Annotated in this window: 10 protein-coding genes; 1 reads left to right on the top strand and 9 read right to left on the bottom strand. The window is 61.9% G+C overall.

The genetic code is table 11. The features are described 5' to 3' along the window. Nucleotides 1-85: 85 nt before the first annotated feature. The 6 genes from SCL_RS11925 to SCL_RS11950 form a co-directional block, all read right to left on the bottom strand. Nucleotides 86-2,044 carry an LTA synthase family protein gene (locus tag SCL_RS11925; protein WP_096361407.1) on the bottom strand — a complete coding sequence of 653 codons (1,959 nt, stop codon included), beginning with the start codon at nucleotides 2,042-2,044 and terminating at the stop codon, nucleotides 86-88. Between the two features lie 205 nt (nucleotides 2,045-2,249). Next, on the bottom strand, nucleotides 2,250-4,583 hold the full coding sequence (locus tag SCL_RS11930) for a nitric oxide reductase activation protein NorD (RefSeq protein WP_096361408.1): 2,334 nt from the start codon (nucleotides 4,581-4,583) through the stop codon (nucleotides 2,250-2,252). A gap of 107 nt (nucleotides 4,584-4,690) precedes the next feature. Continuing rightward, nucleotides 4,691-5,002, bottom strand: coding sequence for a hypothetical protein (locus SCL_RS11935; protein WP_096361409.1), 312 nt, complete (start codon nucleotides 5,000-5,002; stop codon nucleotides 4,691-4,693). Between the two features lie 2 nt (nucleotides 5,003-5,004). Continuing rightward, nucleotides 5,005-5,841, bottom strand: coding sequence for a CbbQ/NirQ/NorQ/GpvN family protein (locus tag SCL_RS11940; protein WP_096361410.1), 837 nt, complete (start codon nucleotides 5,839-5,841; stop codon nucleotides 5,005-5,007). 82 nt (nucleotides 5,842-5,923) lie between these two features. After that, nucleotides 5,924-6,280 carry a ribulose bisphosphate carboxylase small subunit gene (locus SCL_RS11945; protein WP_096361411.1) on the bottom strand — a complete coding sequence of 119 codons (357 nt, stop codon included), beginning with the start codon at nucleotides 6,278-6,280 and terminating at the stop codon, nucleotides 5,924-5,926. Between the two features lie 65 nt (nucleotides 6,281-6,345). Next, nucleotides 6,346-7,773: a form I ribulose bisphosphate carboxylase large subunit gene (locus tag SCL_RS11950; RefSeq protein ID WP_096361412.1), complete on the bottom strand. Its 1,428-nt coding sequence runs from the start codon at nucleotides 7,771-7,773 to the stop codon at nucleotides 6,346-6,348. 170 nt (nucleotides 7,774-7,943) lie between these two features. On the opposite strand from SCL_RS11950, the gene SCL_RS11955 reads away from it, so the two are divergent. Next, a complete protein-coding gene (locus SCL_RS11955; RefSeq protein WP_096361413.1) occupies nucleotides 7,944-8,906 on the top strand; it encodes a LysR family transcriptional regulator in 963 nt (320 codons plus the stop codon). Nucleotides 8,907-8,927: 21 nt separating this feature from the next. Here the strand turns inward: SCL_RS11955 and SCL_RS11960 are convergent, their stop codons facing one another. The 3 genes from SCL_RS11960 to fba form a co-directional block, all read right to left on the bottom strand. Beyond that, nucleotides 8,928-12,311 carry an RCC1 domain-containing protein gene (locus tag SCL_RS11960; RefSeq protein ID WP_096361414.1) on the bottom strand — a complete coding sequence of 1,128 codons (3,384 nt, stop codon included), beginning with the start codon at nucleotides 12,309-12,311 and terminating at the stop codon, nucleotides 8,928-8,930. 316 nt (nucleotides 12,312-12,627) lie between these two features. After that, a complete protein-coding gene (locus tag SCL_RS11965) occupies nucleotides 12,628-13,023 on the bottom strand; it encodes a CPCC family cysteine-rich protein (RefSeq protein ID WP_096361415.1) in 396 nt (131 codons plus the stop codon). Nucleotides 13,024-13,131: 108 nt separating this feature from the next. Next, complete coding sequence (fba, locus tag SCL_RS11970) at nucleotides 13,132-14,196, bottom strand: class II fructose-bisphosphate aldolase (protein WP_096361416.1); 1,065 nt, start codon at nucleotides 14,194-14,196, stop codon at nucleotides 13,132-13,134. Nucleotides 14,197-14,200 lie beyond the last annotated feature (4 nt).

Raw genomic sequence — 14,200 nt, forward strand, 5'->3', positions numbered from 1 at the left:
TTCCTCCCCGTTATTCCCGTCCATCGCTGAACTATACCTTGCCGGCGTCAAGTCGAACATCCGCAATTCGCCGGTTGGACATTTTTCAGTAGCCCGGCGCCATGAGCTTGTGTTGCTTGAACGCCGATGAGGCCGTCTGGTAGTACGCGATGGCTTCATCGCGCAAGGTCTCGTCGATCGGCGCGGGAGTCGCTTCAAGCGTCTTCGGATCGATCCGGAAGCTCTCGATCTTGCGCTTGGGCTTGAGCACGGTGAGGATGTCGCGCTTGTAGTAGCCGAGCGACTGATAATTACTGATGAAGGCGCGCGGTTCTCCCCCCTGCTCGTGGACGGCCGTCCCGAAGAAATACTCGTCATCGCCTTCCAGGCCGAGGATATCGAACAGCGTCGGCGGCACATCGAGTTGGGAGATCATCCGCGGGAAATGGCCGGGCCTGACAATTGCCGGCCCATACAGGATGAGCGGGATGTGGTATTTCGCCACCGGCAGTTCGGTCTTGCCGGAAACCGCCGCGCAATGGTCGGCGATGATGACGAACAGCGTGTCATCGAACCAGGGATGCTGCCGCGCCTGCTCGATGAACCGGCCGATCGCGTAGTCGGTATATTTGACCCCGCCTTCGCGCCCGCCGGGCGAAGGGATGTCGATGCGGCCGTCCGGATAGGTGTAGGGACGGTGGTTGGACGTGGTCATGATGTGCATGAAGAAACGCTTTTTGCCGGTGTCGACCCTGTCGAGCACCGACATGGCGTTGCTGAACAACACTTCATCGGCCACGCCCCAGACGTTCTCGAAAATCACCGACGCTTTCGGGAAATCCGTGCGATCAAAAGTTGCGTAGTCATTGCCGGCGAAATAGGCATTCATGTTGTCGAAGTAGCCGTAGCCGCCGTACACGAACGAGGTCGAGAAACCCATGTGTTCGAGCATTTCTCCGACAGTGGCAAGGTGTTCGTTGTTCGGACGGCGCACGATGGCCTGCCCCGGCACCGGCGGCGTGCCGAGCGACAGCGCCTCCAGCCCGCGCACGGTGCGCGTGCCGGTGGCCAGCACCCGGTCGAACTGCACGCCGTGGCGCGCCAGATCGTCGAGACGCGGCGTCAGCCCCCGGGTCGAGCCGTAAACACCGAGATACTCCGCGGACAAGCTCTCGACCGTGATCAGCACCATGTGACGCGGGTAGCGACGCAGGTACGGGACCGCGGGCTCCGCATGCACGTCTTCATGTTTCATCCTGGGAAGTACTTTTGACAACGGTTCACGTGTAACGCCGAGATCGCGCAGGATGCGGTCGGCGCGCTCCTGCGGGATGGTGGCGTACCAGCGCTCGTAGTCGAGCTCGTTGCGCCGGAATGCCGCGGCAAAGGTGAACAGGCCGTTCCCGGAAAGTTCCTCGACATAATTGTTGCCGTGGGCGTACATCTGGTCGACGTTGGCGAACAGGCCGCTGGCCAGCGGCAGGATCACGGCGGCAGCGAGCAGGCGCAGGCGCGCGCCGCGCGCGAGGCGCACGCCGAAGGCGCGCGCCAGCGGGCCGCGCAACGCCCAGGTCAGCAGGGCGGCCAACGCCGCCACGGCCAGCAGCAAAGGCATGACGGGATAGGATTCGCGGATATTACCGATCACCTCGCGGGTGTAGACGAGATAATCCACCCCGATGAAATTGAAACGGGTTTCGAACTCGATCCAGAACAGCAGTTCCGCCAGCGCGTTGAACAACAGCGTCGCCGTCACGAACCAGAACACCCCGTAGCGCACCCAGCGTTGCCAGCCCGCCGGGCGCCAGCGATTGCCGAACGCGGCTTCGTACAGCAAAAACGGCACCAGCAGGTAACACAGGGTGGCGACGTCGAACCACAGCCCAAAGACGAGGAAGCGCGGCCAGCCGGACAACGGGACGCTGTCCATGCCGGTATACAGCGCCAGCACGATCCGGGTCGTGGTGAAAATACCAAGCGCGACCAGCACCAGCAACGCGACAAACAACAACAGCCCCTTTTCAGCCAACTTCGCGGACGCCTCCCGCCGGTCTACTTGCGTCATCCTGTTGCCTCCAAAACATTGGCCATCGCCGCCCAAGCGCGATCGGCAGATACACAATTATCCACAAATAGGGGAAACCCGGCATGAGAATCAGGCGATACTGCTCATGAATCCGGCAATCCGGCCACTGTGAGCTTCGGGTAATGCACAAGCTCCCGCATGCCCGCGCAACTTCCCTGGCGGCACGGCGCCGCCGGCGGTTCCGTCAGCGGGTCAGGCCGGCGTACAGCATCGGCAGCCGCTCCGGCAGCCGATTCACGTGGTCCACCACCATGTAACCCTTTGGCCCGAAAATACGCGATACATAATCATCCGCCCTGGGATCGAGCGTCAGGCAGAAACTGCGCACGCCGCGGGTGGCGAGTTCCTCGACCGCCTTTTTGGTATCGTGGCGCAGGTACTGCGGGTCGCGCACGTCGATGTCGGCCGGCTCGCCGTCAGAGACGAGCAGGATGAGTTTTTTCTTTTCCGGCTGTTTCAGCAGGAACTGGCCGGCGTGGCGCAGCGCCGCGCCCATGCGTGTGGAAAGACCGCCCTGCATGCCGGCAAGCTTGCTCTTCACCTCGTCGCCGTAGTGCTCGTCGAAATCCTTGAAGCGGTAATACTGCACGTCGTGGCGGCCGTCGCTGGCGAAGCCGTGGATGGCGAACGGATCGCCGACGCGGTCGATGGCCCAGGACAGCAGCGAGGTCGCCTCGCGCGCGAGTTGTATCACCGGCTTGTCGGAACCGCCGAGTTTCTCGTTGGTGGATTCGGACAGATCGAGCAGCACCAGCACCGCCAGATCGCGCACCTTGCGCTCGATGCGGATGTTGATGCGCGGGTCCGGCGTCTGTCCCATGCGGATGTCGATCATGGCGCGGATCGCGGCGTTCAGATCGATCTCCTCGCCGTCCTCGCGGTGCCGCAGGCGCTGCACGCCCTCGGGCTGCATGGCGTCGATGATGTGCCGCAGGCGCGCGGCCACCGGCCGGTGCTCGGTGAGAATCCGGTCAATCTCCTCCGGATCGCCTTTTTTCTGGCGCCGCTCCAGCACCGTCACCCAGTTGGGCCGGTGCAGCTGCACGCCGTAATCCCATTCCTGGTAGTGATGCGGATCGCTCACCGGCTCCTTGCCTTCGAGCTCGTTGATGGTGCAGCCTTCCTGGTCGAGGTAGAACGGCTGGTCCAGCACCCAGATCTCCTGGGCATCGTCACCGGCCAGCTCGCAGTCGAGCTCGTTCACCATGTCCATGGTCGTGACATGCTTGCGCACCTGTTTCGGTGCCGGCACGTATTCGGCCTCGTGCCAGGCGATTTCGTCCGAGGCCCAGAGATAGCGGTTGTCATCGCGGTACGGGATGGCCATGGATTCCAGCGTCCGCAGGCTCGGAATGCCGCCGCGTTCGCCGAGCTTGTTGTACAGCATGACGCCGAGATCCCAGCTGAGACGGTTGTCTTGCGGTCGGTTGGCAAACTGTTCACGGAACGCAGCCGTCATTTCCCGGATCAGCCCGTCGTCATCGTGATAGTTTTCGTCCAGCAGCGCGTAGACGAGGCGCTCCAGCAAACCCACGACCGGCTCCGTGGCGCAACTGACTTCCCGGACCTTGGTGTGGAACTGCGCCCACATCTGCTTCATGCCCGGGAACTCGCGGATCGCCAGATGCTCGACGCGCGCGTCCTCGAACAGGCCGATCAGGAACATCTGCGCGGGGTTCAATTGCTCCATCGACAGCGGCCGGGTGGTGTACACCAGATGCGCCGCCGCGTGCGCCGCGGCGGCGCGATACAGGTCCTTGCCCGGGAGGCCGGCGAAGTCGTCGTAGGCGTCCGGCAGGTGAATCACGCGCGTCTCGATGAACGGCCGGTAGCCCTCGCGCGTTTCATAGTCGCCGGAGGTCGGGCGCAGGAAGAAATCCCGGCCCCAGAAGGCGCGCAGGTAAAAATTGAGCTTGCGCTGGTTGTCGATGAACAGCGTCCCGCGCCGTTCCTTCTGCAACATCGCCTGCGAGTCGGCGCTCTGGAGGTCGAAATACGCCAGCTGCGCCGGGAAATCGCGCAGGTGCGCCTGCGCGCCCCACAGCGCCCAGCGCCGCAGGCCGCCGAGCGTGAGCTTGCTGAACAGCTCATCGAGGTGGCCCAGCATCGGCCGCAGGCCGCGCGGCACCCGGGCGGAAAGCTGGTGGATCAGGCCGAGATAGCCGCGCAGCAATTCGGCGTCGCCGAGGCGGTTGGCGGCGGTCGGCAGGGTATCGAACATCAGCTGGATCACCTCGCCGCTCACCATCGAGGCCAGTTTCATGGCGGCAGTGATGCAATCGGTGATGACGTCCTCGCCGACGTCCTTGACCACCGCCGGCATGGACTGGATGTAGGTGACGACCAGATCGTTGCCGCGCCCGAGCTGGGACAGGCCTTTGGCGCCTTCAAGCCAGTTGTGCAGACCCTGCGGGCTCATCACGCGCGCGGCCTCGTGGAAGCTCGCCGCGAGCGTGTCGCGCACATGCGGATCGAGCTGTTCGAGTTGATCCTTGTATTCGTCGAGGTTGATGCTCATGGCTCAATCGCGATATTACGCAGGGTGCGCAAAAGCGCAGCGTTGCGCACCGTTTGCGCTTTTAGAGGTACGCTTCGCTGACGCTCAGCACACCCTGCATGGATATTTCATTCATCCTCGTCGTCGTCGAGGTCGGGCGACCAGCCGAGTTCCCGCGCGCGCTTTACCGCCGTGTCATAAATACGTTCGTGGCGCGCGCGCAGATCCGCCGGCAGCTGGCTGACCATATGTCCATACGGATCCCAGGCCGCGTGCACCTGCCCGTACAGGGTATCGAACTTCGGCAATTCCCAACCTTCGCAGGTCTCGGTTTCGGGAAGAATGCCGAACACCCAGGCGTCGCGGATCATGCGGCCGATATCGGTCATGCCGCCGTAAACATCGGCGTGAATTCCAACGTAGGCCGTGGGGCGGTTCATGGTCAGAAATACGTATTGACCGCCGCATCCAGCGTCTCGCGCATGTCCGGGTCGTCGGTGATCGGGCGCACCAGCGTCATCTGGCAGGCGGCGCGCGGGTCGATGCCGCGCGCGATGAGTTGGCCGGCATAGGCCAGCAGGCGCGTGGAGATGCCCTCGTCGAGGCCGTGGCCCTTGAGGTTGCGCGCGCGGTGCGCGATCTGCACCAGCTTCTCGGCGGTGGCCTTGTCCACTTTGGTCTCGTGCATGACGATCTCCGCCTCCACCCCGGCCTCGGGATAATCGAAATCGATGGCGCCGAAGCGCTGCTTGGTGGACTGCTTGAGGTCCTTCATCAGGCTCTGGTAACCGGGGTTGTAGGAAATCACCAGCTGGAAATCCGGATGGCAGTTGACCATCTCGCCCTTCTTGTCGATCGGCAGCTGGCGCCGATGGTCGGTGAGCGGATGGATCACCACGGTGGTGTCCTGGCGTGCCTCGACGACTTCGTCGAGATAACAGATCGCGCCGATGCGCGCCGCCACCGTGAGCGGGCCGTCGTGCCACTTGGTGCCGCTCGCGTCCAGCAGGTAGCGGCCGACGAGGTCCGAGGCCGTCATGTCCTCGTTGCAGGCGACCGTGATCAGCGGCTTTTTGAGCTTCCACGCCATGTGTTCGACGAAGCGGCTCTTGCCGCAACCGGTCGGGCCCTTCAGCATCACCGGCATGCGCGCGCTGTAGGCGGCTTCGTACAACTGCACTTCGTTCGACACCGGCCGGTAATACGGCTCCTGCGTCACCAGGTATTGCGCGATGTCGCTGGCGTCATGGGTCTTTGCGCTGGTCGCTGCTTTGCTCATGCTCGTCACCTTGTATGAAAGAAAAAGCCCCTGCCCGACGATGCCGGACAGGGGCCGATTACGGCTCTGCGTGTCCGACGGCTTACTTCATCTTGCCGCGGAAAATCACCATCGAGGCGCCCTGCGACTGTTTGAAGTTGTCGTAGCCAATCAGCCGCACATGGTTGTTCGGGTGCGCCTTGTGACACGCCTCGGCCTCGGCCAGCACCTTGTCCACGTTGGTTTCGCCGAACATCGGCAGCTTCCACATATACCAGTAGTGGTCGAAGGCATTCTCCGGCTCGGTGTGTTCGATCGCCGGGTTCAGGCCCTGCCGCACCAGATACTCCACCTGTTTCTTGATGCCGTCGCTGGTCATGGCCGGCAAGTAGGAGAAGGTCTCGAACTTGCGGCTGCTGGTGTCGGTCAGGCTGGATTTGTAATCTTGCATTTCGCTCATTTTGCGTTCCTCTTCATTGTTGGGCTTCGCTTGCGCTCAGCCCAACCTACATTTATGTCAGGGCGTTACTTATGTTTCACGTCGAGTTTGTCCACGGTGTCGAACTCGAACTTGATCTCTTTCCACGTCTCCATGGCGATCTTCAGTTCGGGGCTGGACTTGGCGGCATTGGTGAGAATGTCCTTGCCTTCCTTCTCCAGCTGACGGCCCTGGTTACGCGCCTCGACACAGGCCTCGAGGGCCACGCGGTTGGCGGCGGCGCCGGCGGCGTTGCCCCACGGATGGCCGAGCGTGCCGCCACCGAATTGCAGCACGGAGTCGTCGCCGAAGATGTTGACCAGCGCCGGCATGTGCCACACATGGATGCCGCCGGAGGCGACAGCGAACACGCCGGGCATGGAGCCCCAGTCCTGGTCGAAGAAGATGCCCATGGAGCGGTCTTCCTTGATGTACTTGTCGCGCAGCAGGTTGATCCAGCCGATGGTCGCGGCGCGGTCGCCTTCGAGCTTGCCGACGACGGTGCCGGTGTGCAGGTGATCGCCGCCGGACAGGCGCAGGATCTTGGCCAGCACGCGGAAGTGGATGCCGTGGTGCGGGTTGCGGTCGAGCACGGCGTGCATGGCGCGATGGATGTGCAGCAGCATGCCATTGTCGCGGCACCAGTTGGCCAGGCCGGTGTTGGCGCAGAAGCCGCCGGTGATGTAGTCGTGCATGATGATCGGCGCGCCGATGGACTTGGCGTGCTCGGCGCGCTTGTACATCTCTTCCGGCGTCGGCGCGGTGACGTTCAGGTAGTGGCCCTTGCGCTCGCCGGTTTCCTTCTCGGCCTTGTGGATGGCTTCCATGACGAAGTCGAAACGCGTGCGCCAGCGCATGAACGGCTGGCTGTTGACGTTCTCGTCGTCCTTGGTGAAGTCGAGACCGCCGCGCAAACATTCGTACACGGCGCGGCCGTAGTTCTTGGCCGACAGGCCGAGCTTGGGCTTGATGGTGCAGCCGAGCAGCGGACGGCCGTACTTGTTCATGATGTCACGCTCGACCTGGATGCCCTGGGGCGGGCCGCCACAGGTCTTCACGTAGGCGATCGGGAAGCGCACGTCCTCGAGGCGCAGGGCGCGGATGGCCTTGAAGCCGAACACGTTGCCGACCAGCGAGGTGAACACGTTGACCACCGAACCTTCTTCGAACAGGTCCATCGGGTAGGCCACGAAGGCGTAGAAGCAGGTGTCGTCGCCCGGCACGTCTTCGATGCGGTAGGCGCGGCCCTTGTAGTAGTCGAGGTCGGTCAGCAGGTCGGTCCAGACCGTGGTCCAGGTGCCGGTGGACGACTCGGCGGCCACCGCGGCGGCGGCCTCTTCGCGCGGCACGCCGGCCTGCGGGGTGATCTTGAAGCACGCCAGAATATCGGTCTCGTTCGGCGTGTAATTCGGCATCCAATAGGTTTCGCGGTACTCTTTAACGCCCGCTTTGTACGTCTTCACTTTGCCTGACATGGAGGACTCCTCGTTAGAAATCGTTGGAATTCCGGCAGTTCGCCTGCTTTCCCCGGGCGAAGCTGTATTCTGGGCGCTAACCCTACTCCCCGTGTACCATAAATAACACTCACAATTTATGATTATTATGATAAGTTATTACTTATAGTATTTTCAGCGGGGCCGTTACTTTGCACCTGACACTGCGCCAACTCAAGGTCTTCGAATCGGTCGCGCGCCACCTGAATTACACACGGGCGGCGGAAGAGCTTTTCCTCACCCAGCCGGCGGTTTCCATGCAGGTGAAGCAGCTGGAGGAGAGCCTGGGGGTGGCATTGTTCGAGCAACTGGGCAAGCGCATCCATCTCACCGAGGCCGGCCAAGAGGTGCTCGCCTACGCCCGCACCGTGACCCAGCAACTGGACGAGCTCGAATCGGTGCTGAACCGCATCAAGGGGCTGTCCGGCGGAAGGCTGCGCATCTCGGTCGCGACCACGGCCAATTACTTCATCCCCACCCTGCTCGGCACCTTCTCGCGCCGCTATCCGGAAGTGACGGTCAGCCTCGACGTCACCAACCGCGAGGCGCTGCTACAGCAGCTTTCGGAAAATACCGTGGATCTCGTCATCATGGGCCAGCCGCCGTCGGGACTCGACGTCGAGGCTGAAGTTTTCATGGAAAACCCTTTGGTCGTCGTCGCACCGCCGGAACATCCGTTGGCACGCCAGAAGAAAATCCCCTTGAAGCGCCTGCAGGAGGAAGTCTTTCTCGTGCGTGAGCCGGGATCCGGCACACGTGTCGCCATGGAGCGCTTCTTCGCCGAACGTGAAATACATCTCAAAACCGGCATGGAGGTCGGCAGCAACGAGGCGATCAAACAGAGCGTGCAGGCGGGCTTGGGGCTGGGACTGCTGTCACGCGCCACCATCGAACAGGAGCTGGAACTGAAGCGGCTGACGGTGCTGGACGTCGCCGAGTTTCCCATCATGCGGCACTGGTACCTGGTGCACCGGCGTGGCAAACGGCTCTCGGCCGTGGTCGAGGTGTTCAAGGAATTTATGCTGAAGGAAACCCGGGCATTGTTGCTGAAACAAACTCAAAACCCTTTGCCGCCAGATCAGAAAATAAAAAAGGGCGGCTCGCGCCGCCCTTGAGAAAAAACATCTTATCAGAATTTAGCGGTATACCTGCGTCGTCACTGATGCGCTGTTATTAGCGGTATTGGGATCGCCGACAGCAGATGTGGCACTGGCGCTGTTGGTGATCGTGCCCACGGTGAAGGGCTTGATGGTAATCTTGACCGTAGCCGATGTGCCGCTGCTCAACGTACCGATAGCGCAGGCTACCGTCGCCTTGCCGCTGCACTTACCCTGGCTTGTGTAAATTCCCTCAAAGGAGATGTTCGCCGGCAAGATATCGGTTAATGACACATTGGTCGCACTGCTTGGGCCGTTGTTGGTCAGCGTCAGGATATAGACCAGCTTGGCGCCCTTCTTCACCGGATCGGGCGAGTCCGTCATGGTGAGCGCCAGATCTGCGGCCGGATTGACCGTGGTGCTGACACTGGCGCTGTTGTTGGCGATGTTGGGGTCGGTTTCGTTGCCGCTCACCGAGACCGACTGGGTGAGCGTGCCGACTGTCGTTGCCGTCACCGAAACGGTACAGCTTGTGCTCGCACCGCTGGCGAGCGTGCTGCTGCCCAGGGTGCAACCGGGCAGACCGCTCAGCGTCAGTCCCGTTGCCGAACTGGGGCCGTTGTTAGTAACAGAGACGGTGTAAGTTACCATTTGGCCTTGGAGGACGGGGTCGGGGGTGTCGGTGATATTAATGGCGAGGTCGGAGAGCGCCTGCACGCTGGTGCTCACGTTGGCGGTGTTATTGCCCGTATTGGGGTCGGGTTCGTTGGCGCTGACCAAGACAGATTGGGTCAACGTGCCGACCGTCGCAGTAATCACTGAAGCGGTACAGCTTGTACTCGCGCCACTCGCAAGCCTGCTGCTGCCCAGGGCGCAGCCGGGCAGGCCACTAAGCGTTATTCCCGTGGCGGAGTTCGGGCCGTTGTTGGTGACCGTGACGCTGTAGTTCACCGTTTGGCCTTGGAATACCGAAGCGGGGGCGCTGATGTTGACGGCGAGGTCAGCGACGCTGGCTTGCACGGTGACAGTGGTGCTGGCGCTATAGCTACCGAAGCCAGCGCTGATGACGGCTGTACCTCCAGCCACGGCTGAGACTCGTCCAACACCATTGACGGTTGCAACACTCGGGTTGCTGCTGGTCCATGTCATGGCAACAAAATCCGACACTTGGACAGGGGTTGTGTAATAACCTGCCGAGCCAATGCCGAGCTGGCCGTTATCGTTCAACCCCCAGCACTGCACAGTGCCGTCGCTGAGGACGGCACAGGTGTGAGCCGAACCGGTGTCAACGTGCACCGCGTTAGTGATGCCACTCACGGGAACTGGGGCGGAAGACTCCGTGGTCGTGCCGTCGCCGAGCTGGCCGTAATAGTTGCTCCCCCAACAGCGTAGCGTACTGTCGCTGAGCACTGCACAGGTATGGTCGCTTCCAGCGCTGACAGATGTTGCAGTATTAACGCCGCTAACTTGGAGGTTCCAGCACTTCACCGTGCCGTCGGTGAGCACCGCACAGGAGTGAAATTCACCGGCGCTCACGGATATCGCGGCACTAATGCCGCTGACGGTGACGGGGGCGGAAGAACTCGTGGTTGTGCCGTCGCCGAGCTGGCCGTAAAAGTTATATCCCCAGCACTTCACCGTACCGTCGCTGAGCGCTGCACAGGTATGATTCGTACCAGCGCTCACGGACACGGCGTTCGTGATGCCGCTGACAGAGACAGGGGTGGCAGAACTCGTGGTCGTGCCGTCGCCGAGCTGGCCGACGCCGTTGGCTCCCCAACACCGCGCTGAACCATCGCTGAGCGCCGCGCAGGTATGATACACACTGGCGCTCACGGACACGGCGTTCGTGATGCCGCTGACGGGGATGGGAAGCGTAGAGTTGATGGTCGTACCGTCGCCGAGCTGGCCGGAAATGTTCCACCCCCAACACTGCACCGCACCGCCAACTAGCACTGCGCAGGTATGATTCACACCAGCGCTCACGGACACGGCGTTCGTGATGCCGCTGACGGGGACAGGAAGCGTAGAGCTGAAGGTCGTGCCGATGCCGAGCTGGCCGACGCCATTGTGCCCCCAGCATCTCACCGAACCATCGCTGAGCGCCGCGCAGGTATGATACTCACTGGCGCTCACGGACACGGCGTTCGTGATGCCGCTGACGGGGACGGGAAGCGTAGAGCTGAAGGTCGTGCCGATGCCGAGCTGGCCAAAATTGTTGTATCCCCAGCACTTCACCGTACCGTCGGTGAGCGCCGCACAGGTATGATTCGCACCAGCGCTCACGGACACGGCGTTCGTGATGCCGCTGACGGGGACGGGGACGGAAGAATCCGTGGTCGTACCGTCGCCGAGCTGGCCGAAATAGTTGACTCCCCAACACCGCGCTGAACCATCGCTGAGCGCCGCACATGAATAGCGACTGCCGGCGCTGACGGACACGGCGTTCGTGATGCCGCTGACGGCGACGGGGACGGAAGAATTCGTGGTCGTGCCGTCGCCGAGTTCGCCATTAAAGTTGGCTCCCCAACACCGCGCTGAACCATCGCTGAGCGCCGCACAAGAATGGCGACTGCCGGCGCTGACGGACACGGCGTTCGTGATGCCGCTGACGGCGACGGGGACGGAAGAATTCGTGGTCGTGCCATCGCCGAGACCACCGTACATATTTTGTCCCCAGCACTTTACCGTGCCATCACTGAGCGTCGCGCACGAATAGCCGCCACCGGCGCTGACGGACTTGGCGTTCGTGATGCCGCTGACGGGGACGGGTATGTAGGAATAACTGGTCGTGCCGTTGCCGAGCTGGCCGTATTGGTTAAATCCCCAGCATCGCACCGTGCCATCACTGAGCACCGCGCAAGAATAGTCCATACCGGCGCTGACGGACACAGCATTCGTGATACCACTGACGGGGACAGGAGTGGAAGAACTCACGCTCGTGCCAACACCGAGCTGGCCGTATTGGTTGAATCCCCAGCATCGCACCGTGCCATCACTGAGCACCGCGCAGGTGTGCTCACTACCGTAGTATTGAGACCGACCCGCACTGATGGATGTCGCAGTATTAATACCGCTGACAGCGACGGGGACCGAAGAAGCGACGGTCGTACCGTTGCCAAGCTCGCCGGCACCGTTGCTACCCCAGCAATGCACCGTACCATCGTTGCGCAATGCGCAGGTGTGATAATTACCGGCACTCACCTGTCTCGCCTGCTTGATCACCTGTTGCGTCCCGTCGTCATAACTGCTGGTGGCGATGAGCTGCACCGACTCACCGACATTGAGCGTCGGGTTTTGAGGCGAAAGACTAAGCCCGGTGAGATTGGCCGCGAGGGCCGTGAGCGAGCTAAGCGACAGCAGCAAGAACAAGCCGAACGAAACGGCGTGGCTCGGCGTGACACACCAACGGATGGTTGACATGATGCTCCTCCTGTAGTGGTACAGCGTTCTTGTTTTTCGTCATGGTTACAGCGGAGGGATGGCCTTCTATCGATAGATTCTCGCTCCCTCTTGCCCGCGGGCGGACAATTTTCTCGTAGCGAGTGTCGCCCGGCTGCTTATTTTTTATTGCAATGCATCTTGAACCCTCTGCTCCGGGCGCGTCAAGCGCGGTGCGGGGGAGGAAAGCGCAAGACAGGGGTGACTGCGCTAACTCTCTGTTGAACTGCGGGTTTTCCCTGTCCAGTCACTACTAGGGATCGGTTGTGCGCATAATCCCCGGGTCCGAGGACCCTGTTCAGCTAGCGAAGCGCCGCCAGTAAGTCTCGCGCCAGTAATAGAGCACCGTGGTATCCGTGAGCGGATAGGATTCCGCGTAATCCACGCCACGCTGCGGTTCTTCGATATTGTCATGCGCCGGGTCGAGCGGGCGCCAGCTGGAATCGCGCGGCTCTTCCGCGAAAGGGGCGCGCCCTTCCCCGCGGTAACGCCGTTCCGAGACGCCCAGTTCCGCGAAGTTCTGCTGACCCTGTTCGAGCGAGACATGGTTGGAACTGCCCGGCATGCGCGGAAACCGCAGTTGCGCCAGATCGTCTTCCCACAGGCAGATCGGGCACTTTTCGTGATGGCCCGGCTGGTGCAGAAACACCTGATGGCCGCAGCAAGGACAGGGATATTTGGTGCGATGCATCATGTTTCAACCATAGGCCGATCCGCCTGGCTTCGCAATTCCATCCGGAAAAGAAATAAAAAGGGGCGGTTGCCCGCCCCTTTTTTTACCGCATGCAACTTGTCCCGATCCTCAGTTGACCTTGGGGTCGAGCTCGCCCTTGGTGTAGCGAGCGGTCATGGCTTCGAGCGACAACACCTTGATCTTGCTCGCCTGGCCGGAGCAACCGAAGGCTTCATAACGCGCCTTGCAGATTTCCTTCATGCCCTTGGTCGAGGCGGCGAGCCACTTGCGCGGGTCGAATTCCTTCTTGTTTTCGGCCAGGAACTTGCGCACCGCGCCGGTCGAGGACATGCGCAGGTCGGTGTCGATGTTGACCTTGCGCACGCCGTGCTTGATGCCCTGCACGATTTCTTCCACCGGCACGCCATAGGTCTCGCCCATGTCACCGCCGTAGGTGTTGATGATCTTGAGCCAGTCCTGCGGCACCGAGCTGGAACCGTGCATCACCAGGTGCGTGTTCGGAATGCGCTTGTGGATCTGCTTGATGCGCTCGATGGCGAGGATGTCACCCGTGGGCGGACGCGTGAACTTGTAGGCGCCGTGGCTGGTGCCGATGGCGATGGCCAGCGCGTCGACCTTGGTCTTCTTCACGAAATCCGCCGCCTCGTCCGGGTCGGTCAGGAGCTGCGAATGATCGAGCTTGCCCTCGGCGCCGGAGCCGTCTTCCTCGCCGGCCATGCCGGTTTCGAGGGAGCCGAGGCAACCGAGTTCGCCTTCGACGGACACGCCGCAGGCATGGGCCATGTCGACCACGCGCTTGGTGACGTCGACGTTGTATTCATAAGTGGCCGGCGTCTTCATGTCTTCCTTCAGCGAACCGTCCATCATCACGGACGAGAAGCCGAGCTGGATCGAACGCTGGCACACCGCCGGACTCGAACCGTGATCCTGGTGCATGCACACCGGAATATGCGGCCACTCTTCGATGGCGGCCAGGATCAGGTGGCGCAGGAACGGCGCGCCCGCGTATTTGCGCGCGCCGGCCGAGGCCTGCACGATCACCGGGCTGTCGGTTTCGTGCGCCGCTTCCATGATGGCGCGCATCTGCTCCAGGTTGTTGACGTTAAACGCCGGGACGCCGTAGGTATGTTCCGCGGCGTGATCCAGCAGTTGACGCAGGGTTACGAGTGCCATGACA

It is taken from the genome of Sulfuricaulis limicola (assembly GCF_002355735.1).
GTDB lineage: Bacteria > Pseudomonadota > Gammaproteobacteria > Acidiferrobacterales > Sulfurifustaceae > Sulfuricaulis > Sulfuricaulis limicola.

Bases quoted from the DNA above. Each gene is read 5' to 3' on its own strand.
- SCL_RS11925 (WP_096361407.1), bottom strand. From the start codon at position 2,044: ATGACGCAAGTAGACCGGCGGGAGGCGTCCGCGAAGTTGGCTGAAAAG.
- SCL_RS11930 (WP_096361408.1), bottom strand. From the start codon at position 4,583: ATGAGCATCAACCTCGACGAATACAAGGATCAACTCGAACAGCTCGAT.
- SCL_RS11935 (WP_096361409.1), bottom strand. From the start codon at position 5,002: ATGAACCGCCCCACGGCCTACGTTGGAATTCACGCCGATGTTTACGGC.
- SCL_RS11940 (WP_096361410.1), bottom strand. From the start codon at position 5,841: ATGAGCAAAGCAGCGACCAGCGCAAAGACCCATGACGCCAGCGACATC.
- SCL_RS11945 (WP_096361411.1), bottom strand. From the start codon at position 6,280: ATGAGCGAAATGCAAGATTACAAATCCAGCCTGACCGACACCAGCAGC.
- SCL_RS11950 (WP_096361412.1), bottom strand. From the start codon at position 7,773: ATGTCAGGCAAAGTGAAGACGTACAAAGCGGGCGTTAAAGAGTACCGC.
- SCL_RS11960 (WP_096361414.1), bottom strand. From the start codon at position 12,311: ATGTCAACCATCCGTTGGTGTGTCACGCCGAGCCACGCCGTTTCGTTC.
- SCL_RS11965 (WP_096361415.1), bottom strand. From the start codon at position 13,023: ATGATGCATCGCACCAAATATCCCTGTCCTTGCTGCGGCCATCAGGTG.
- fba (WP_096361416.1), bottom strand. From the start codon at position 14,196: ATGGCACTCGTAACCCTGCGTCAACTGCTGGATCACGCCGCGGAACAT.